This window comes from Nocardioides sp. GCM10023255 (assembly GCF_042653125.1).
Taxonomy (GTDB): Bacteria; Actinomycetota; Actinomycetes; order Propionibacteriales; family Nocardioidaceae; genus Nocardioides.
Window position 1 is genome coordinate 15,697 of the sequence record NZ_JBHSHU010000007.1, and the last position, 19,359, is coordinate 35,055.

Sequence of the window (19,359 nt, forward strand, 5' to 3'; positions counted from 1 at the left end):
TCCAGTTCGGGCGCATCCACCACTCACGCAGGAGCCATCATGAACGCCACCCAGATCCTCGAGATGCCCGCTGCTGACCTCGTCGGCCGCATCGTCTTCAACCCCAATGGCGCGGAGTTCGTCGTCACTGGACTCACCTTCGACGCTCGCACGGGCCAGGTCGTGATGCAGATCGACGAAGTCGACAACTGCACCGGGGCAGCGGCCGGGGCCCCGTGCGGCGTCTTCTCGCTCAAGGGCTGGACAGTCGCCAACCGCTTGTGACAAAGACGGCTCTGCTCCCAGGGCATATCTGCGCGTCCCGGCTAGAGAAGTCGAGAGGCCCTCACAGTCCGACTGTGAGGGCCTCTCGCATCGTCGAGCCGGCGTGCTCTCGCCTGGAGTCCTATGGCACCTGCGGTGTCTCGATTGGGAACGACGAGTGCCCTAGCCGGACCCAGGTGGCTCCACGAGCGCGAAAGCCACTACGGGCCGGACTCCGCGTGTGCGCGACTGCGCCGTTCGGGCCTGTCCGGACGGTCCAGCCTCGAACGGCTCAACCGGAGCCCGGCAGGACGGATTCGACATGCCCGCAACGCGCAAGGCGCCCACCAAGCTGCAGGAGTCTTTGGCACTCCTCAGTGACCCCCACCTCTACCGCTACTTCGACGAGCTGGCCTCGCACCGCGAGGCCGGGACACCGCCGACGCCTACCGATCTGGCCTGCTACATCGAGGACGTCGAGACCCGCGTCTACGGCAACCGACAGAAGGTCGAGGCCATCAACCGCGTCCCGGAGACCTGGGCGGCCAAGCGGCGGCTCGTCCGCCGGGTGTCGGGTCGCGACCTGCCCGCCACCGCGCCCAGCGCGCTCGCCGTCCGCAAGTGGCGCACCCGATGGGTCCCTCCCCTCGAGGCGACCGATCCGGTCGTGGTGCCCATGAGCCTGGCCGCGCTCGTCGAGCTCTCCACCGAGCTCGGCGCCAAGCGGGCCCGCAAGCTGGGTCAGTACGAGCGCAACCGCCCCCGGAACTTTGCCGACCCCTCGCCCCGGCACACCGTGTGCATGGACGGCACCTGGCTGACCCCCTACTCCCGAGCGAAGCGCTGGACCGATCCCGAGGGCCAAGAGCACAAGCTTCACTCGCGCGCCAAGACGCCCGCGGGGGTCCGCCAGCAGCGCCTGATCAAGATGACGGTCAAGGACGGGCGCCGGGTGATGGGCATCAACCACGTCGTCGGCATCACCCGCACCAAGTACGGCCGGGTCTTCCTCGGAGTCGAGCGAGCCTTGCGTGGCGAAAACATCGCTGCCCTGGAGCTGACCGAGCGCATCATCCGCCACACCGGCGACGGTCTCCACTCCCTGACCTACGACAAGGGCTTCCACGGCTGGACCGTGGAGTGGCTCGCCGCGAAGTACGGAGTCCAGGTCGTGCTCCCGGCCAAGGTCGCCAGCGCGAAGAAGTCGGATGAGGAGAAGCTCGACGACATGCTCGCCGAGCAGGAACTCCGGCTGAGCCAGATCGACGCCGAGGAGACCCTGCGCCGCACCGGCAACAAGCCCACGACCACCCGGGGCGACGGCAGCAAGGTGCCGGCGCGGAAGAACGCCAAGAAGAAGTCCACCCGACCGCCCAAGATCCTCACCGAGACCCTGATGCACAAGCGCCAGGCCATCCGGCACGACCTGGACGGTCTCATCGCCAAGGTGGACAAGGGCCTGCCCACCGGTCACGGCCTGCCGCTGGGCACCAGCCACTACGTCAGCTCCCAGAAACGGCTGGTGACGATCAAGAGCCAGCACGCCTTCTACCGCAACGTGGAGCACGCCGGCGGCGACGGGAGGGTGTGTCCCCACGCCGTCTACGTCGACGACGGCGCCTTCTGGGAGGCGCGGTGGACTGGCGGCCAGTGGATCAAGACCCAGCGGGTCACCTGCCTGGACTCCGTCCCCGAGGTCGACCAGACCACCGGCATGCACCGCACCCTGTCGACCCATCAGCTGATCTGCTACCGCACCGGCGAGATCCTCGAGTTCGACGCCGTGTTCGAGCCCCGGCCCTGGCGCCGGAAGCCGACCGACAAGGAGACCGCCGCCCGCTCGGCCGAGCAGCGCGCCCTGGCCTTGATGCAGCCGGTCGCCCGCTGCGACCAGCGCTACCGCCGCGCCTACGGGCTGCGCAACGAAATCGAAAGCTGGTTCTCCGACCTCAAGACCCGGCTCCTCGAGGACAAACGCGCCGCCAGCCTCGACCTCAACCACCAGCTCCTCGACGTGCTCTACGCCGGCATCGTCACCAACGCCTTGGCCCTGCGCACCTATCGCTACGAGCACTGAACCTGGATCTGCGCAAGGCAGCAGCCCCGGCCCGAACTTCGGGTCGGGGCTGTCGCATGTTCCGTGCACATCAGGTGGGCTAGACCACTCGTGTGTTCGGCATTGCCCCTCGCGCCTGGACCCGGACAGGTCTCCGCGTCACACCAACAAGGAGACCACCATGACCACCACCGCCACCACCACAACGACCCGCACGTCGACCCGCGGAAAGCGCACACGGCACCCGATGATCGAGGACCTGGCCAACATCCCCGTCAGCCTTGCCGCCGACCTCGCCCGCGCCACCTGGGCCCCGATGAACCTCTACCCCGGCGACATCGACGCCATCCTCCCCACCGTCACCGTCATCGAGACCTGGGCCCTCGACAACAACGCCCCCAACCTGCTCGACATCGACGCATCCAAGATGCTCCGCCAGCTCGCCGGGGTCACCACGCTCACCGGCAAGCTGACCACCAAGAAGCGCGACCAGCTGCACCTGCTCCGCAACACGCTGAGCGCGCTGCGGGGCACCGTGCTGTTCAACAGCGAGTCGTTCGGACGCCGGCGCAGCGACCGCCCTGCCAGCGACAGCCTGGACCGCGATCTGCCCAAGCTCCCCCGCCGCTGCAACCTCACCCGGCGCCCCCTGACCGACGACGAGACCCTCCTGGGCAACATCCTGGTCGAGATCGACCTCCTCGAGGACGCCCCCGTAGGCCCCATCACCGCCTACCTGCTCGGGGCCGCCGGCGTCCACAACATGGAGAGCAACGAACTCACCACCGACCACCTCGACGATCGCACCGAGCCCACCACGGTCAGCGCCAAGGGCCTGTGGGGATGGACCCCCAAGCGGCGCGAGGTCGCCCTCGACGACTTCACCCGCAACGCCCTGAGCCGGACCCTGGCCCGCACCGCCCCGGGCCCCCAGCGGCTCACCTACTTCGGGACCCAGCCCGGCACCAAGGAGGCCGCCGCCTCCCTGGCACCGGTCCTCACCCGGTTCCTGCGCCGCGCCGGCATCAGCGACCCCGACGTGACCGCCAAGAGCCTCAGCGTCACCCGACCCCTCCGCATCATCCGCCAGACCGCGAACTCAAGGCCGCGAAGGCCATCCACGGCGGGAAGACCGCAAACCTGCTGGTCGACATCAAGTGCACCACCGACGAGGAGACCCTCCACAAGGGCAAGATCCGCATCCTCGACCACACCGGCCGCCCCGTGGCCAAGGTCAAGGCCCGGCACCTCTTCGACCGCAAGCCCAAGACCGCCGCCTAGCAAGCAGCCAGCACGGCCCCGACAACGGACCCACCGTGTCGGGGCCGCTGCCATCTCCGGACCGTCCACCGCCCGCATTCCCGCCCAGCCGGTGCGGGACTGCGCAGCAGGAATCACCGCGGACAGTCCCCTCCCGGCAGCGTTGAACTGCCTGGCGAACCGCCAGCACCTTGACATTTCAACAGTGAACACGACAGACGGCTCAGCCCCACGAAACCGACCAGGAAGGAGGTGCCAGCACCACATCGACCCGTACCAGCGGCTGTCCCCAACAACACCGGGCCAAGGAGGTGATACGCCGGCCCGGTGCCCCACAGCCGCTCAGCAGCACCAGTAGAACCAGCGCCCACGGCGACGGAATCGTCCCCTAGCGACCCAAGCAGCGTTAGCCTGCCGCGGTGACCACGGAGGACCCGGCCCGGCTGGCCGCGGAGCAGCGTGCCCGCAAGCTCATCGACACCCAGCTCGCCCAGGCCGGCTGGACGGTCCAGGACAAGAAGGACCTGAACCTGTTCGCCGGCCCGGGCGTCGCCGTCCGCGAGACCATCATGGCGCCCGGCCACGGCCGGGCCGACTACCTGCTCTACGTCGACCAGAAGGTCGTCGGGGTCATCGAGGCCAAGCCCGAGGGCACCACCCTGTCCGGAGTGGAGTGGCAATCCGCCATGTACGCCAGCGGCCTGCCCGCCGAGGTCCGGCTCAAGGCCGTCACCAGCGACGGCCGGATCCCGTTCGTGTTCGAGGCCAGCGGCACCGAGACCCACTTCACCAACGGTTACGACCCCGCCCCCCGCGCCCGCCAGGTCTTCAACTTCCCGCAGCCCGGCGCCCTCGCCCGACTCCTGCGCGACGCCGAGGCCAAGCCAGAGCAGCCCACCTGGCGCGCCAAGGTCCGGAACCTGCCCGACCTGGACACCGCACCCCTACGCCCCGCCCAGATCGAGGCCATCCACGGCGTCGAAACCAGCCTCGCCCAGCAGCGCCACGACCGATCCCTGGTCCAGATGGCCACGGGCGCCGGCAAGACCTACACCGCGGTCACCCTTGCCTACCGGCTGCTCAACCACGGCGGCTTCAACAAGGTCCTCTTCCTGGTCGACCGCAACAACCTCGCCGACCAGACCCTCGCGGAGTTCCAGAACTACCGCACCCCCGACGACGGCCGCCGGTTCACCGAGATGTACAACGTCGACAAGCTCACCAGCGCCGGCATGCTCGGCTCCTCCAACGTCGTCATCTCCACCATCCAGCGCGTCTTCAAGGCCATCAAGAACGAAGAGGTCACCGACGCCGACGACCCCGGCCTCGACGGGTACGTGCCGGACACCCCGGTCACCGTGTCCTACAACCCCGCCCTGCCGCCGGAGACCTTCGACCTTGTCGTCGTAGACGAGGCCCACCGCTCCATCTACGGCGTGTGGCGCGGGGTGCTGGAGTACTTCGACGCCCACGTGGTCGGCCTTACCGCCACCCCGGGCAAGCAGACCTTCGGGTTCTTCCGGCAGAACCTCGTCTCGGAGTACACCTACCCCCAGTCCGTCGCTGACCGGGTCAACGTCGACTTCGACCTCTACCGGATCCGCACCGAGATCAGCGAGAAGGGCTCGGCCATCGAGGCCGGCACCGTCGTCCCCAAGGTCGACCGCCGCACCCGGGTGCAGCGCCTCGAGACCCTCGACGAGGACCTGGAGTACACCGACAAGCAGCTCGACCGCGCCGTCACCTCCAAGAGCCAGATCCGCACCGTCCTGGAGACCTTCCGGGACCGGCTCTTCACCGAGATCTTCCCCGGCCGCTCCACCGTGCCCAAGACCCTCATCTTCGCCAAGGACGACAACCACGCCGAGGAGATCGTCACCAACGTCCGCGAGGTCTTCGGCAAGGGCAACGACTTCGCCGCCAAGATCACCTACAACGCCCGCGACCCCAAGGGCCACCTCCAAGCGTTCCGCACCTCCGCGACCCTGCGCATCGCGGTCACGGTCGACATGATCGCCACCGGCACCGACGTCAAACCGCTGGAGTGCGTGTTCTTCATGCGCGACGTCCGCTCCGCGCAGTACTTCGAGCAGATGAAGGGCCGCGGCGCCCGCACCATCACCCCCGCCGACTTCCAGGCCGTCACCCCCGACGCCACCGAGAAGACCCGCTTCGTCATCGTCGACGCGATCGGCGTCACCGAACACGACTTCGTCGACCCACCCCTGAACCGGCAGAAGTCCGTCCCGCTCAAGAAGCTGCTCGACAAGGCCGCCGCACTGACCCTCACCGAGGACGAGACCGCCACCCTCGCCTCCCGCCTGGCCAAGCTCGAGCTCGAGCTCACCCCCGAGGAACGCACCGAGCTCGACGACGTCGCCGGCGGCCCGGTGCGCGACATCGTCCGCGGCCTCGTCGACGCCGTCGACCCCGACGTACAGGTCAAGGCAGCCGACGGCGCGCCGGACCCCGCAGCGGCCATCCAACAGCTCCTCGACACCGCCGTCCGACCCATCGCCGCCAACCCCGAGCTCCGGCAGCGGATCCTCGAGCTGCGCGCCACCCACGACCGCGTCATCGACGAGGTCAGCCGCGACGTCCTCCTCGACGCCCACGGCGTCGTCGACACCACCAAGGCCAAGGCAGTCGTCGAGTCCTGGCGCGCCTACCTCGAGGAGCATCGGGACGAGATCACCGCCATCCAGCTCCTCACCGAAGCCCGCGAGCGGCGCATCTCCTACGCGGACATCCAGGAGCTCGCCGACCGCATCAGCCGGCCGCCTCACAACTGGACTCCCGACATCATCTGGGACGCCTACGTGGCCCTCGACACCCCCGGACCGACGAGCGCTGGCGGCGGGACACGAACACGCCACACCCTGACCGACCTGATCTCGCTCCTCCGTTATACGGTCGGCGCCGACGACCAGCTCGTGCCGTACGCCGACCGCGTGCACGAGCGGTACGCCTCGTGGCTGGCCCAGCAAGAGCAGGCCGGCGCGACGTTCTCGGAATCCGAAAGGTGGTGGCTAGACCGCATGGTCGAAGTCATCGCCGCGTCGGCCGGCATCAGTCCCGACGACCTCGATGAGGCCCCCTTCACCGAACGCGGAGGCGTTGACGGGGCACTCCGCGACCTCGGCGACCGAACCGCCGACTTGATCGATTTGCTGAACGAGGAGCTCACCGCATGACCCTTCCAGCAGGGTGGCAAGCCCTCCCTTTGGAAGAGATCGCTCCTGAGGTGAAGGGCTCGATCACACCCGCCCCTGGCACTGAATATGAACTTTGGAGTGTTCCCTCTTTCTCGGGCGGACGCCCCGAGAAGGTCGATGGCCGTGAGATCCGCAGCTCAAAGCGTCCGGTGAAACCCAACGACGTGTTGTTGTGCAAGATCAATCCGAGACTCAACCGGGTTTGGAAGGTGGGCCCGACCCGAGATGCGGTACAGATTGCGTCCCCGGAATGGATCACTCTTCGTCCAGAACCACATGGTCGGATTCTGCCCGACTTTCTCCGCTACTACTTGAGCAGCCCTCAGTTCCGCGACTGGATCGTCGCCCAGGTCTCGGGTGTTACGGGCAGCCATACGCGCGCCAAACCCGCTCAGGTGATGAAGCAGCTCATACCTTTCCCCTCCCTTGACGAGCAGTGCCGAATCGCGGAGACGCTAGAAGACCAGTTCTCCCGGCTCGACGCCGCGGAGGCCGGGCTAGATCTGGCGGCGGCTCGGCTGCGCCGGCTTCAAGATCGGCTTGTCATCCAAGAACTAACCGGCGAACTCGTCACAGGCGATCGCATTCCGGCCGCGTTGACACCGGCGGGGGCAACGGATGGAGAACTCACGCCCCTACCCCATGGATGGACGTGGCGCCGACTTGAAGAAGTCGCTGACGTCGTCGGTGGGGTCACCAAGGACGCCAAGAAACAGGACGAGCCCAGCTACATCGAGGTGCCCTACCTGCGGGTTGCCAACGTCCAACGAGCACACCTCAACCTTGGCCAGATAGCTACCATCCGCGTGCCACCCGTCAAGGCCGCGCAACTTCGGCTACTGCCCGGGGATGTGCTGCTCAACGAAGGCGGCGACCGCGACAAGTTGGCTCGCGGCTGGGTGTGGGAGAGCCAAATCGACCGCTGCATCCATCAGAATCACGTCTTCCGGGCCCGGATACGGGAAGACGTGGATCTGGATCCGTACTTCCTGTCCTGGACGGCCAACCTGTTCGGGGGACCTTGGGCGGAGCGGAACGGAAAGCAGAGCGTGAACCTCGCCTCAATCAGCCTCAAGATGATCCGCAAGATGCCGGTGATCGTCCCCCCGGCTGGGGTCTCGAAGGCAGTGGTCGAACGACTCACCGAGCAGTTGGCAGCCATCGGGCGAATGGAGTCGAGTATCCCTGTGGCCGAGGCGCGATCCTCCTCGCTACGTCGGGCCGTGCTTTCTGCAGCCTTCGCAGGTCGCCTTACCGGACGCGCTTCCGACACGGATGTTATCGAGGAGTTCGCGGTTGTCTGACCTCAAGTTGTTCCGGATTGCCAATGGCCAAGCCACCGAACTGTCCAGTTCCTCCGTCGCCCTTGAGAAGTCGCTTCAGCAGGTCGTAGAGCGGAACATGGAGACACTGTTCGGGATCCGCTTCTTGGCCAGCGAGTACGGCACCGGCGTCAAGCACGGCGGGCGCATCGACTCACTCGGGCTCGATGAGAACTTCTCGCCGGTGATCTTCGAATACAAGCGCGCCGTCAACGAGAACGTCATCAACCAAGGCCTGTTCTACCTCGACTGGCTGCTTGACCACCGAGCCGAGTTTCAACTACTCGTCATGGAGAAGCTTGGTGCCGACGTAGCCAAGGCGATCGACTGGCGGAATCCCCGGCTGATCTGTGTTGCCAGTGGGTTCACCCGCTACGACGAGCACGCTGTCCAACAGATCAACCGCAGCATCGAGCTTGTTCGGTACCGCGACTTCAAGGGTGAGTTCCTCGCCCTTGAACTAATGACGTCCGCAAAGCTCGACTCCACCAGTGCAGCCGGCGCACCGCCCACCCCGGCGGGGTCCCCCGGGAAGTCCAGCGACAAGACGGTCACGGACTACTTGGAACAATCGCCCGCAAGCCTGAAGGACCTCTACGGGGAGCTCGAGGCGTTCTGTGAAGGCCTCGGCGACGACGTGACGAAGAAGGCGCTGAAGCTGTACTTCGCCTTCCGTCGCCTGAAGAACTTCGCGTGCGTCGAGGTGCACCCTCAGACCCAGACACTGCTGGTGTTCCTCAAGGTGAATCCTGATGAAGTCGACCTCGAACCCGGATTCAGCCGAGATGTCCGCACAATCGGTCACTTCGGCACCGGGGATCTCGAGTTGCGAATCGCCGACCAAGACCAACTTCGTCGCGCCCTCCCCCTGATCCAGACCAGCTACGAAAACAGCTGACCCCACCCCGAACTGGTTCCCAGCCACAGAGAGACAACCCGTGTCTGACTCCCGTCGCCTCGTCGACAAGCTCTGGTCCTACTGCAACGTCCTGCGCGACGACGGCGTCGGGACCATCGAGTACACCGAGCAGCTCACCTACCTGCTTTTTCTCAAGATGGCGCACGAGCGGGCCACCCGGACCCTCAGGCCGGAGCAGATCGTGCCTGAGGAGTACTCCTGGCAGAAGCTCCTCGACGCCGAGGGCGCCGAGCTGGAGACCACCTACACCCAGATCCTGCTGGGTCTGGCCAAGCAGCCGGGCACCCTGGGCACGATCTTCCGCAAGGCGCAGAACCGGGTCCAAGACCCAGCCAAACTCAAGCGACTCATCGTCGACCTCATCGACAAGGAGAACTGGTCAGCCACCGGCACCGACATCAAGGGCGACGCGTACGAGGAGCTCTTGTCCAAGGGGGCCGAGGACATCAAGTCCGGGGCCGGGCAGTACTTCACTCCTCGGCCGCTGATCCAGGCCATGGTCGACTGCGTCCAGCCGACCCCGGACGACACCGCGGCGGACCCCGCAGCGGGCACCGCCGGATTCCTCCTGGCCGCCCACGAGTACGCCGCACGGGATGCCGCACAGCTGACGCCCAAGCAGCGCGACCACCTCCGGGACAGCTTCGTGCACGGCTACGAACTGGTCGACGGAACCGCACGCCTCGCAGCCATGAACCTCCTTCTCCATGGCATCGGCACCGCGAACGGGCCGTCCCTGATCGAGGTCAAGGACGCGCTCATCGCCGACCCCGGCAGACGCTGGTCGGTCGTCCTTTCAAATCCCCCGTTCGGGCGCAAGTCCAGCCTCACGATGGTGGGCGCGGACGGCCGGGAGGTCCGCGAGGACCGCGAGATCGAGCGGCAGGACTTCATCGTCACCACCTCGAACAAGCAGCTGAACTTCGTTCAACACATCGCGACGATCCTGGACATCAACGGCCGGGCCGCCGTGGTGCTCCCGGACAACGTGCTCTTCGAGGGCGGTGCCGGCGAGACCCTCCGTCGGCGTCTCCTGCGCGACTTCGACCTCCACACGATGCTCCGCCTGCCCACCGGCATCTTCTACGCCCAGGGTGTGAAGGCCAACGTGCTCTTCTTCGACAAGAAGCCGGCGGCCGAGCGACCCTGGACGGAGAAGCTGTGGGTCTACGACCTGCGCACCAACCAGCACTTCACCCTGAAGCAGAACCCGCTGCGCCGGCCGCACCTCGACGACTTCGTCGACTGCTACCTGCCCGGCAAGGACCGGGCGGAGCGGGTGGAGACCGAGAGGTTCAAGTCCTTCACCTACGACGAGCTCGTGGCCCGGGACAAGGCCAATCTCGACATCACCTGGCTGCGTGACGAGTCCCTCGAGGACATGGACAACCTCCCGGCGCCCGAGATCATCGCCCGGGAGATCGTGGAGGACCTCACCGCCGCCCTCGCCGAGTTCGAGGCCGTGGCGGCCGCGCTTGAGGCGGCCTCCGGAACGGATCGGACGGACTGAGGCATACTGTCCCGCGGGCCGGACGTCAGCCACGGAGAACTACATCGCTGCAATCCCGATGTCATTCCCGACTGTATTTCCGATCCCCCGCCCCTGTAGCTCAGCTGGATAGAGCAAGAGCCTTCTAATCTCTAGGTCGCAGGTTCGAGTCCTGCCGGGGGCGCCGAGAGGTCCTGCAGCACCGTCGCCTCGAGCCCGTGCTGCATCGCCCACCTGACCGCCTCGACGCGGCGGCTGACACCGATCTTGCGGTAGCCCGTGCGGATGTAGGTCTTCACCGAGTTCACGCTGACGTACAGCTCGGCAGCGATCTCCTGGTTGCTCCTGCCCAGCGCGATGAGCGCGAGCACCTGCGCCTCGCGTCGCGTGAGGTCGGTGAGGGGGTCCGAGACGGTCACGTCGGGGCAGGTACCCCGATGTCGCGATCCCACACCTGCCCGGGATCACTCGGTGCCGGTGGCCTCCACGACGCGCAGGCGGTCGGGCTCGAAGCCGTGCTTCATCCCCCACACGACCGCCTGTGACCGACGGGTGACGCCGATCTTGCGGTAGGCGGTGCGGATGTAGGTCTTCACCGAGTTGATGCTGAGGTAGCTGCGGTCGGCGATCTCCTGGTTGCTCAACCCCTGCGTGATCAGGGCCAGCACCTCCGCCTCCCGCTCGGTCAGCCCCCACTCGCGGCCGGGCCACACGCCGGCGCTCCGGTCCAGGCCGTCCTCCCGGGCGGGTACGACGACCTCGCCGCCCTGCACGCGCACCAGGGAGTCGACGATCTCCTTCGCCCCGATGCCCTTGGAGAGGTAGCCGGCGGCGCCGCGGGTGACCGCGCGCGAGACGAGCTCGGGCTGGACGTTCCAGCTGAAGATGACGACCTTCGCGCCACTGCCGTGCACCAGGTCCTCGAGGTCGACGCCGTCACCCTGCACCTGCCCGAAGGTGTCGTAGAGGATCACGTCGACGTTGCTCATCACCGGCATCCCGGAGTCCATCTCGACGACCGTGACCTGGTCCTGGTGGGGCGCCAGCATGGCCGCCACGCCGGCGACGACGATCTCGTAGTCGTTCACGATCGCCAGCCGGATCGGCGGAGTCTGGTCGGGGGCCATGGCGAAACTGTATTTCACCCTGGCGGAGGAAGCGACGGGTTGCCGTGATCTCCTACCGTGTCGTGCCACCCGGGCCCGGGCGGCAGTCGCCGAACCGGAGGAGTCCCGTGTCCGACCAGGTGAGCCCGCCCGTCCTGCTGCGGCGCGAGCCGGGCCTGGTCAGCGCCTCGCTCGGCTTCGTGGCCGAGGCCGCCCGCGAGGCGGCCCACGACGTTCCGCGGTCCGCCGTCGACTTCGCCCGGTCCTGGGGCAACCAGCTGCCGCTGCCGGGGCGCGGCTCCACGGCCGAGCTGTGGGAGGCGCTCGCCACCGTGGCGTCCAGCGACCTCTCCGTGGCCCGCACCCTCGAGCCCCACCTCGACGCGCGGGCCATCCTCGCCGAGTCGGGATCCCCCGCACCGGCCGACGGGAGCACGTGGGGCGTCTTCGCGGCCGAGGGTGCCGGCGTGCGCCTCGAGGCCGCCCACGACGGCCGGGACTGGCTGCTCTCCGGCACCAAGCCTTGGTGCTCGCTGGCCGGCCACCTCACGCACGCCCTGGTCACGGCCTGGGTGGACGGCACGCGGCGCGCCCTGTTCGCGGTCGACCTGCGCCACCCGGGCGTCCGCCCCGTGGAGCACGCCTGGCACGCGCGCGGGTTGCGGGACGTCCCCTCCGGCCCGGTCCGCTTCGAGAGCGCGCCGGCCACGCCGGTCGGCGAACCGGAGTGGTACCTGCGCCGCGACGGCTTCGCCTGGGGCGGCATCGGGGTGGCGGCGGTCTGGTACGGCGGCGCCGTGGGCGTCGCGCGCCGGGTCCTGCAGCAGGCGCGGCAGCGCACCCCCGACCAGGTCGCCCTCGTGCACGTCGGCACCCTCGACGCCACCCTGACCGCCGCCCGCGCCGTGCTCGCGGAGGCGGCCCGCCAGGTCGACGACGGAGCCGCCACCGGTGAGGCAGGCGCGGCCCTCGCCCTGCGGGTCCGCCACGTGGTCGCCGACGCGGTGGAGCGGGTGCTCGTGGTCGCCGACCACGCACTGGGTCCGGGGCCCCTGGCGCTGGAGCCCGAGCACGCGGCGCGGGTGGCGGACCTGCTCCTCTACGTGCGCCAGCACCACGCGGAGCGCGATGCGGCCGCCCTCGGCGACCGGGTCGTTGGCAGCACCCCGACGGACGGAGGCCCCTGGTGACCGCGGCCTTCACCCACGACGGCACCGGCACCGACGCGGCGGCCTGGCGCCGGCACCCCTCCTGGGGCGCGGTCCCCGAGCTGACGCTCGTCAACGGGGAGGTGCCCTGCTCCCGGCTGGTGGTGGTCGCGGCGCACCCCGACGACGAGAGCCTGGGCGCCGGCGGGCTGATCGCGACCGCCGCGGCCGCCGGCCTGACGGTCTACGTCGTGCTGCTCACCGCCGGCGAGGCCTCCCACCCCGACTCCCCCACCCTGAGCCGGCACGCGCTGGCCACCCGCCGCCTCGCCGAGGCCGAGCGCGCCCTGGGCATCCTGGCGCCCGAGGCCCCGCTGGTCTTCCTCGGCGCCTCCGACGGCGGCGTCGCCGACGTGGAGGCGGAGGTGACCGCGAGCCTGGTCGACCTGATCGGTGACGGCCGCGCCACGCTGCTGGCCGCGCCCTGGCGCCGCGACGGGCACCCCGACCACGAGGCCGCGGGCCGGGCGGCGGCGGCCGCCGCGGAGCGGACCGGCGCGAAGCTGGCGGAGTACCCCATCTGGATGTGGCACAAGGACCAGCCCGACGCCGCCCCCTGGCCGCAGATGCGACGCCTCGACCTCTCGGCCCAGGTCACCCAGCGCAAGTGGCTCGCCATCCACGCCCACACCACCCAGGTCCGGCCGCTGTCACCGGCGCCCAGCGACGGGGTGCTCCTGCCCGACCGGGTGCTGGCCCACTTCAACGCACCGGTCGAGCACTTCGTGACCGAGCCCCTGGCCGACCCCGCCCTCGACGACCTCCACCAGCAGCAGGCGGACCCGTGGGGCGTCGACGAGCGCTGGTACGAGGAGCGCAAGCGCCAGCTGACGCTGGCCGCCCTGCCCCGGCCGCGGTTCCGCCGGGGTCTCGAGATCGGCTGCTCCACCGGCGCCCTGGCCCAGCAGCTCGCGACCCGCTGCGACGAGCTGGTGGCGGTCGACCGCAGCCCCACCGCGGTGGCCCGGGCCGGCGCCCGCCTGGCCGACTGGAGCACCGTCGAGGTGCGCGAGTGCGACGTGCCGCGGGACTGGCCCGAGGGCCGGTTCGACCTGGTCGTCGTGTCCGAGACCGGCTACTTCCTGAGCCCGGGCAGCCTGGACCGGCTGATCGCGAGGATCGGCGGCTGTCTCGAGCCGGGCGGGGTGGTGCTCCTGTGCCACTGGCGGCACCCGGTCGAGGGCTGGGTCCTCGACGGCCCGGACGTGCACGAGCGGTTCCGCGCGAGCTCCCTTCCGCCGGAGATGGCGCGCTACGAGGACCGCGACGTGGAGATCTCCGTGCTCGCCCCCGCCGAGCAGTGGCCCGAGCCGTCGGCGTGAGCGACGGCCACCGCACCACGGCGTACGACCGCGTGCACGTGGTGGTGCCCGCGCACGACGAGGAGGACCTGCTGCCTGCGTGCCTGGACTCGGTGGCCGGCGCCGTCGCCCACCTGGTCCGGACCCATCCGCACGTGCGGACCTCCGTGACGGTCGTGGCGGACCGCTGCTCCGACGCGACGGCGCTCGTTGCGGCCCGGGCCGGGACCGACGTCGTGGAGACGACCGCCGGCTGCGTCGGCCTGGCCCGGCGGACGGGGGTGGAGCGGGCCGTCGCGCTCGGCGCCGGGGCCCACCAGCGGCGGGTGTGGGTGGCCAACACCGACGCGGACACGGTCGTGCCGGAGCACTGGCTGACCCGGCAGCTCGACCTGGCCGCCGAGGGCTTCGCGATGGTCGTCGGCGCGGTCCGCCCCGACCGGCAGGGGCTGGACGCCCGCCGGTGGCGGGCCTGGCACGAGCGTCACCGCCTGCAGGAGGGCCACCCCCACGTGCACGGGGCCAACCTCGGCCTCTCGCTCGACGCCTGCCTGCAGGTGGGCGGCTTCCCGGCGGTGCCGCTGCACGAGGACGCGCTCCTCGTCGAGGCGGTCCGGTGCGCCGGCTTCCCCTGGATCGCGACGAGCACCACCGCGGTCACGACGTCCGCACGTCGCCGCGGTCGGCTCTCGGGCGGCTTCGCCGACTACCTCGACGGGCTGACGTGACGAGGACGACACCGCTCCGGATGCGTGGATCCCACGCCCGGGTGGGTAGAACAAGGGCGGCCGCGCCAAGTATGAGTTGGCGCGGCCGACGCATGTGCGGGCCGGTCAGCCCGCGACGTACGCGTCGATCTCGCCCAGCAGGCGCTTCTTGACGTCGTCGTCGGCGTACGACGCGTGCACGGCGGCCCGGGCGAGGTCGGCGACGCCCTCCTCGTCGAGGTCGAGCAGGTCGGCCGCGATCTCGTACTCACGGTTCAGGTCGGTGCCGAACATCGGCGGGTCGTCGGAGTTGATCGTGATCGTCACGCCGGCCTCGCGGAAGGCCCGGATCGGGTGCTCGTCGAGCGTGGCGACGGCACGGGTGGCGATGTTCGACGACGGGCAGACCTCGAGCGGGATCCCTCGCTCGGCCAGGTGGGCGAGCAGCTCGGGGTCCTGGGCCGAGGACGTGCCGTGCCCGATCCGCTCGGCGCCGAGCAGGGTGAGCGCGTCCCAGACCGTCTGGGGGCCGGTGGTCTCGCCGGCGTGCGGCAGGCTGCGCAGGCCGGCGGCCCGCGCCGCCTCGAAGTGCGGCTGGAACTGCGGCCGCGGCACCCCGATCTCGGGCCCGCCGAGGCCGAAGCCGATCAGGCCCTCGGGCCGGTGGTTCAGCGCGTAGTCGAGGGTGGCGTCGGCCGACGGCACCCCGGACTCGCCCGGGATGTCGTAGATCCAGCGCAGCACCAGACCGAAATCGCGCTCGGCGGCGACCCGGGCGTCCTCGATCGCCTCGGTGTAGGCCTCGATCGGCATGCCCTTGCCCTCGACGTGCGGCTGCACGGAGGTGTACGGCGTGCAGGTCAGCTCGGCGTACCGGAGGCTCTGGCCGGTCGCCATCTCGCGGGCCACCTCGTAGGTCAGGTAGCGGATGTCCTCGGGCGTTTTGATGAGGTCGACGACCGCGAGGTAGACCTCGACGAAGTGGGCGAAGTCGCGGAACTCGTAGAAGCGCTGGAGCTCCTCGAGGTCACTGGGGACCGTGCCGGGGTGGCGGGCGGCGAGCTCGCTGACGATCCGGGCCGACGCGGAGCCGACGTGGTGGACGTGCAGCTCGGCCTTGGGCAGGCCGGCCACGAACGCTGAGAGAGGGTGCTGGGTGCTCACCAGCCGATGATGTCAGCGGTGGATCGCGAAGTACCAAATGGCGAGGGCCGGCACCACGCCGAGCAGGAGCCACGGTGAGAGCACCGGCTTCTCGTTGATGAGGCGCACCCCCGCCATGGCCAGCAGACCGACGACGGCGGCGATCGTGAGCAGGCCGGGCTCGGCGCCCGCCCGGTCGACCGACCCGGCCAGCACCGACAGCCCGCCGGCGAAGATGGTCGCGGTCGTCAGCAGCAGGGCGGACATCACCCAGCGCTGCACCCGCTCGACCTGCATGGCCCGAGCCTAGGCCGCGCCCGCGCCCCGGGCGCTCAGCCGAGCTGGTCGACCAGGTTCTGCGACAGCTGGTCGACGGTCCGGCCGTCGGTGAACACCTTGCCGTCGAGCAGGATCGTGGGCGTGCCGCGCACCCCGGCGGCGTCGGCTGCCTTCGACGCGTCCTCGACCCACGACTTGCCGGCCCCGCTCTCGATGCCGTCACGCACGTCCGACTCGGTGGCGCCGGCCTCCACGGCCTTGTCCACCAGCCAGCTGCTGTCCGGGTAGGGGCCGGACTCCTCGGGCTGGTCGGCGTAGAGCAGGTCGTGGAACTTCTTGGCCACGTCGGGTCCGGACTCGTCGAGGACGACCTTGAACGCGGCGGCGGCGGCGACGGAGTAGTCGGTGTCCAGCAGGTTGAAGGGGCGGTACTCGACGTACACCTTGCCCTCGTCTGCGAGCGAGGCGAGCTCGTCGTGGCTCACCTTCTCCAGCTCACCGCAGTAGGGGCAGAGGAAGTCCTCGTAGATCACCACGGTGTGCGGCGCGTCCTTCTGGCCGATGGCCACGCCGTAGTCGCCGGTGCCGGCCGGGGGCGCGCTCACGTCGGTGCTGGTGTCGCGGGCCCGGTTGACGAGGAAGCCACCGACCACGACGAGGAGGATGGCCACGACGACCCCGCCGATCATCAGGGTGGCCCGGCGCCGCTCGGCCCGCTGCTGCTCCTTCAGCGCTGCGGCGGCCCGCTCGGCGCGGGAGTCACGGGCGGTCTTCTTCGACAAGGTCAGCGTCCTTCAGGGGCGGGGGTACGACGGAAGAGCAGGTTGTCCACGGCCAGGCGGGTGCGCCCGACCACGACGAGGTAGCCGGACAGGATCAGGAGCGCGACGTCGCGGGCGATCTCCCAGGGGTACTGCGACCGGGCGTCCGGGTCGTAGCCGCCGCCGCCGAAGCATCCGCAGTCGATGGTGATCCCGCGCGCCCAGACCGAGGCGATGCCCACGATGAAGCCGAGGAACAGCAGCGACGAGACCACCGCGGCGCCCCGGGTGAGCACGCCGAGGACCAGGCAGAGCCCGACCACGATCTCGACCATGGGCAGCAGCTGACCGACCGTCGGCACCAGCGACGAGGGCAGCAGCTGGTAGGCGCGGACCGCCTGCACGCTCGTGGCCGGGTCCGGCAGCTTCACGGCACCGGCGGCGATCCAGACGCCCCCGGTGACCAGCCGCGCGACCAGGCCGAACCACTCCTTCACGCCTCCGACCCTAGGTGGCCGGGCTGAATCTCGCCTGAGAGTCCGGGGGTGCGGCGCAGTAGGGTGCGTCACGTGAACGAACGACTGGTCTGGATCGACTGCGAGATGACCGGGCTCGACCTGAAGGCCGACGCCCTGATCGAGGTGGCGGCCCTGGTCACCGACTTCGACCTGAACGTGCTGGGTGAGGGCATCGACCTGATCATCAAGCCTCCGACCGAGGCGATCGAGCAGATGAACGACTTCGTGCGCACCATGCACGAGACGTCCGGCCTGCTGGCCGAGCTCGACCACGGCATCACCATGGCCGAGGCCGAGGAGCGGGTGCTGGCCTACATCAAGGAGCACTGCCCCGACAACAGCCGTCCCCCGCTGGCCGGCAACACGGTGGCGACCGACCGGGCGTTCCTGTCACGGGACATGCCCCAGCTGGAGTCGTTCCTGCACTACCGGATCGTCGACGTCTCCTCGATCAAGGAGCTCGCGCGGCGCTGGTTCCCGCGCGCCTACTTCCAGGCTCCGGCCAAGCGCGGCAACCACCGGGCCCTGGCCGACATCCAGGAGAGCATCGAGGAGCTGCGCTACTACCGCGAGGCCGTGTTCGTGCCCTCCCCCGGCCCCGAGAGCGAGGCCGCCCGCGCGATCGCGGCCCGGCACGGCGGCGCGCTGACCGGTCTCACCGGCGACGAGCCCGATGCGGGGAAAACCGGCAAGGACTAGTACACTCCTCACCGATCCCGGCACTGCCGGGATCTGCCTTGGTGGGTATAGCTCAGCTGGTAGAGCGCTGCGTTGTGGTCGCAGATGTCGCGGGTTCGAGTCCCGTTACTCACCCCAGTCCGGAGCCCCGCCTGCAACGCAGGCGGGGCTTCGTCGATCCCGCTCCTTGACGCACCGGTTTCTCTGACTAGGGTCAGAGAATGGCCGCATCGCCGTACGCCGTCCTGCGCCGCTTCAACCGAGCCTGGACCCAGCGGGTCGGGGTCCTCGACGAGTCGTTCCTCGGGTCCGGCCGACCGCTGGGCCTCGCGCGCCTGCTCTTCGAGATCGGGCCGGACGGCGCCGGCGTGCTCACGCTCCGGCAGCGGCTCGGGCTCGACTCGGGCTACCTGAGCCGGCTGCTGCGCCAGCTCGCCGACGACGGCCTCGTCGAGGTCGTGCCCGACCCCGGGGACGGGCGCCGCCGGCTGGCCACCCTGACCGGACGCGGGCTCGAGGAGTGGCAGAGCCTCGAGGACCGCTCCGAGCGGCTGGCCCGTGACCTGGTCGCCCCGCTGTCGCAGTCCCAGCGTGCCCGGCTCGACGAGGCGCTGGCGACCGCCGAGCTGCTCGTCCGGGCCGCGACCCTCGACCTCGAGCCGGTCGCGGCGAGCGCCCCCGAGGCGGTCGCCGCGGTGCGCAGCTACTTCGACGAGCTCGACGAGCGGTTTCCCGGCGGCTTCGACCCCGGCGACGCATGGACCCACGACGCGGCGGCGTTCAGCCCGCCGGAGGGGATCTTCGTGGTGGCGCGTGACGAGGACCGCGTGGTCGGCTGCGGAGCCGTCCAGCGCCTGGCCCCCGGCACCGCGGAGATCAAGCGCATGTGGGTGCACCCGTCGCTGCGCGGCGCCGGCCTGGGGTCCCGGCTGCTGCGTCACCTCGAGGGCGAGGCGGCCGCCCTCGGCTACGCCACGGTGCGGCTGGACACGAACGACTCGCTCGCCGAGGCCATCGCGATGTACGAGCGGGCGGGCTACCGGCGCATCGAGCGCTACAACGACAACCCCCACGCCGAGGCGTTCTTCGAGAAGCCCCTGGTGTGAGTCGTGGGGGTGAGTGCGCCCGGGCGCACTCGGAGCCACACGACCCGG

At 69.7% G+C, this 19,359-nt stretch carries 18 protein-coding genes and 2 tRNA genes; 14 read left to right on the plus strand and 6 right to left on the minus strand.

Features of this window, described 5'->3' with window-relative positions:
* The first annotated feature begins 39 nt into the window (after window positions 1-39).
* From ACFO9I_RS12200 to ACFO9I_RS12235, 8 genes are all read left to right on the plus strand, one after another.
* Entirely contained in the window at window positions 40-264 is a 225-nt protein-coding gene (locus tag ACFO9I_RS12200; RefSeq protein ID WP_379181175.1) for a hypothetical protein, read from the plus strand.
* A gap of 301 nt (window positions 265-565) precedes the next feature.
* Window positions 566-2,320: a hypothetical protein gene (locus ACFO9I_RS12205; protein WP_379181177.1), complete on the plus strand. Its 1,755-nt coding sequence runs from the start codon at window positions 566-568 to the stop codon at window positions 2,318-2,320.
* A 160-nt stretch (window positions 2,321-2,480) separates the two neighbouring features.
* Entirely contained in the window at window positions 2,481-3,917 is a 1,437-nt protein-coding gene (locus ACFO9I_RS12210) for a hypothetical protein (RefSeq protein ID WP_379181179.1), read from the plus strand.
* Between the two features lie 61 nt (window positions 3,918-3,978).
* Complete coding sequence (locus tag ACFO9I_RS12215) at window positions 3,979-6,753, plus strand: DEAD/DEAH box helicase family protein (protein WP_379181181.1); 2,775 nt, start codon at window positions 3,979-3,981, stop codon at window positions 6,751-6,753.
* Complete coding sequence (locus ACFO9I_RS12220) at window positions 6,750-8,078, plus strand: hypothetical protein (RefSeq protein WP_379181183.1); 1,329 nt, start codon at window positions 6,750-6,752, stop codon at window positions 8,076-8,078. Before ACFO9I_RS12215 ends, ACFO9I_RS12220 begins: the two co-directional genes overlap by 4 nt.
* Window positions 8,071-8,994 carry a DUF5655 domain-containing protein gene (locus ACFO9I_RS12225; RefSeq protein WP_379181185.1) on the plus strand — a complete coding sequence of 308 codons (924 nt, stop codon included), beginning with the start codon at window positions 8,071-8,073 and terminating at the stop codon, window positions 8,992-8,994. Before ACFO9I_RS12220 ends, ACFO9I_RS12225 begins: the two co-directional genes overlap by 8 nt.
* 40 nt (window positions 8,995-9,034) lie before the next feature.
* A complete protein-coding gene (locus ACFO9I_RS12230) occupies window positions 9,035-10,525 on the plus strand; it encodes an N-6 DNA methylase (protein WP_379181187.1) in 1,491 nt (496 codons plus the stop codon).
* Window positions 10,526-10,614: 89 nt separating this feature from the next.
* Window positions 10,615-10,688: transfer RNA gene (locus ACFO9I_RS12235), tRNA-Arg, on the plus strand.
* On the opposite strand, the gene ACFO9I_RS12240 is transcribed toward ACFO9I_RS12235, so the two are convergent.
* The gene (locus ACFO9I_RS12240; protein WP_379181189.1) at window positions 10,657-10,923 is read right to left on the minus strand and encodes a response regulator transcription factor; all 267 of its coding nucleotides are present in this window, start codon (window positions 10,921-10,923) and stop codon (window positions 10,657-10,659) included. The genes ACFO9I_RS12235 and ACFO9I_RS12240 overlap by 32 nt on opposite strands.
* A 45-nt stretch (window positions 10,924-10,968) precedes the next feature.
* On the minus strand, window positions 10,969-11,631 hold the full coding sequence (locus tag ACFO9I_RS12245; protein ID WP_379181190.1) for a DNA-binding response regulator: 663 nt from the start codon (window positions 11,629-11,631) through the stop codon (window positions 10,969-10,971).
* A gap of 107 nt (window positions 11,632-11,738) precedes the next feature.
* Here ACFO9I_RS12245 and ACFO9I_RS12250 point away from each other — a divergent pair, with 107 nt between their 5' ends.
* The 3 genes from ACFO9I_RS12250 to ACFO9I_RS12260 are packed head-to-tail and all read left to right on the plus strand — an operon-like array spanning window position 11,739 to window position 14,847.
* The gene (locus ACFO9I_RS12250) at window positions 11,739-12,800 is read left to right on the plus strand and encodes an acyl-CoA dehydrogenase family protein (protein ID WP_379181192.1); all 1,062 of its coding nucleotides are present in this window, start codon (window positions 11,739-11,741) and stop codon (window positions 12,798-12,800) included.
* Window positions 12,797-14,140 (plus strand): PIG-L family deacetylase, encoded by a 1,344-nt coding sequence (locus tag ACFO9I_RS12255; RefSeq protein ID WP_379181194.1) that lies wholly within the window; start codon window positions 12,797-12,799, stop codon window positions 14,138-14,140. The genes ACFO9I_RS12250 and ACFO9I_RS12255 overlap by 4 nt, the downstream gene beginning before the upstream one ends.
* Window positions 14,137-14,847: a glycosyltransferase gene (locus ACFO9I_RS12260; RefSeq protein ID WP_379181196.1), complete on the plus strand. Its 711-nt coding sequence runs from the start codon at window positions 14,137-14,139 to the stop codon at window positions 14,845-14,847. The genes ACFO9I_RS12255 and ACFO9I_RS12260 overlap by 4 nt, the downstream gene beginning before the upstream one ends.
* A 105-nt stretch (window positions 14,848-14,952) precedes the next feature.
* On the opposite strand, the gene ACFO9I_RS12265 is transcribed toward ACFO9I_RS12260, so the two are convergent.
* The 4 genes from ACFO9I_RS12265 to ACFO9I_RS12280 are packed head-to-tail and all read right to left on the minus strand — an operon-like array spanning window position 14,953 to window position 17,506.
* Complete coding sequence (locus ACFO9I_RS12265; protein WP_379181198.1) at window positions 14,953-15,990, minus strand: adenosine deaminase; 1,038 nt, start codon at window positions 15,988-15,990, stop codon at window positions 14,953-14,955.
* 12 nt (window positions 15,991-16,002) lie between these two features.
* Entirely contained in the window at window positions 16,003-16,266 is a 264-nt protein-coding gene (locus ACFO9I_RS12270; RefSeq protein ID WP_379181200.1) for a hypothetical protein, read from the minus strand.
* Window positions 16,267-16,301: 35 nt separating this feature from the next.
* The gene (locus ACFO9I_RS12275; RefSeq protein ID WP_379181202.1) at window positions 16,302-17,030 is read right to left on the minus strand and encodes a DsbA family protein; all 729 of its coding nucleotides are present in this window, start codon (window positions 17,028-17,030) and stop codon (window positions 16,302-16,304) included.
* Between the two features lie 2 nt (window positions 17,031-17,032).
* A complete protein-coding gene (locus ACFO9I_RS12280) occupies window positions 17,033-17,506 on the minus strand; it encodes a MauE/DoxX family redox-associated membrane protein (RefSeq protein WP_379181204.1) in 474 nt (157 codons plus the stop codon).
* 72 nt (window positions 17,507-17,578) lie between these two features.
* Here ACFO9I_RS12280 and orn point away from each other — a divergent pair, with 72 nt between their 5' ends.
* The 3 genes from orn to ACFO9I_RS12295 all read left to right on the plus strand — a co-directional run bounded on the left by orn (window position 17,579) and on the right by ACFO9I_RS12295 (window position 19,311).
* Window positions 17,579-18,226 carry an oligoribonuclease gene (gene orn / locus ACFO9I_RS12285; protein ID WP_379181206.1) on the plus strand — a complete coding sequence of 216 codons (648 nt, stop codon included), beginning with the start codon at window positions 17,579-17,581 and terminating at the stop codon, window positions 18,224-18,226.
* 41 nt (window positions 18,227-18,267) lie between these two features.
* Window positions 18,268-18,343: transfer RNA gene (locus tag ACFO9I_RS12290), tRNA-His, on the plus strand.
* A gap of 83 nt (window positions 18,344-18,426) precedes the next feature.
* Window positions 18,427-19,311: a bifunctional helix-turn-helix transcriptional regulator/GNAT family N-acetyltransferase gene (locus tag ACFO9I_RS12295; protein WP_379181208.1), complete on the plus strand. Its 885-nt coding sequence runs from the start codon at window positions 18,427-18,429 to the stop codon at window positions 19,309-19,311.
* The last annotated feature ends 48 nt before the right edge of the window (window positions 19,312-19,359 follow it).

Excerpts from the sequence above, each read along its gene's own strand:
- ACFO9I_RS12200 (WP_379181175.1), top strand. The coding sequence starts at position 40 with ATGAACGCCACCCAGATCCTCGAGATGCCCGCTGCTGACCTCGTCGGC.
- ACFO9I_RS12205 (WP_379181177.1), top strand. The coding sequence starts at position 566 with ATGCCCGCAACGCGCAAGGCGCCCACCAAGCTGCAGGAGTCTTTGGCA.
- ACFO9I_RS12210 (WP_379181179.1), top strand. The coding sequence starts at position 2,481 with ATGACCACCACCGCCACCACCACAACGACCCGCACGTCGACCCGCGGA.
- ACFO9I_RS12220 (WP_379181183.1), top strand. The coding sequence starts at position 6,750 with ATGACCCTTCCAGCAGGGTGGCAAGCCCTCCCTTTGGAAGAGATCGCT.
- ACFO9I_RS12245 (WP_379181190.1), bottom strand. The coding sequence starts at position 11,631 with ATGGCCCCCGACCAGACTCCGCCGATCCGGCTGGCGATCGTGAACGAC.
- ACFO9I_RS12270 (WP_379181200.1), bottom strand. The coding sequence starts at position 16,266 with ATGCAGGTCGAGCGGGTGCAGCGCTGGGTGATGTCCGCCCTGCTGCTG.
- ACFO9I_RS12295 (WP_379181208.1), top strand. The coding sequence starts at position 18,427 with ATGGCCGCATCGCCGTACGCCGTCCTGCGCCGCTTCAACCGAGCCTGG.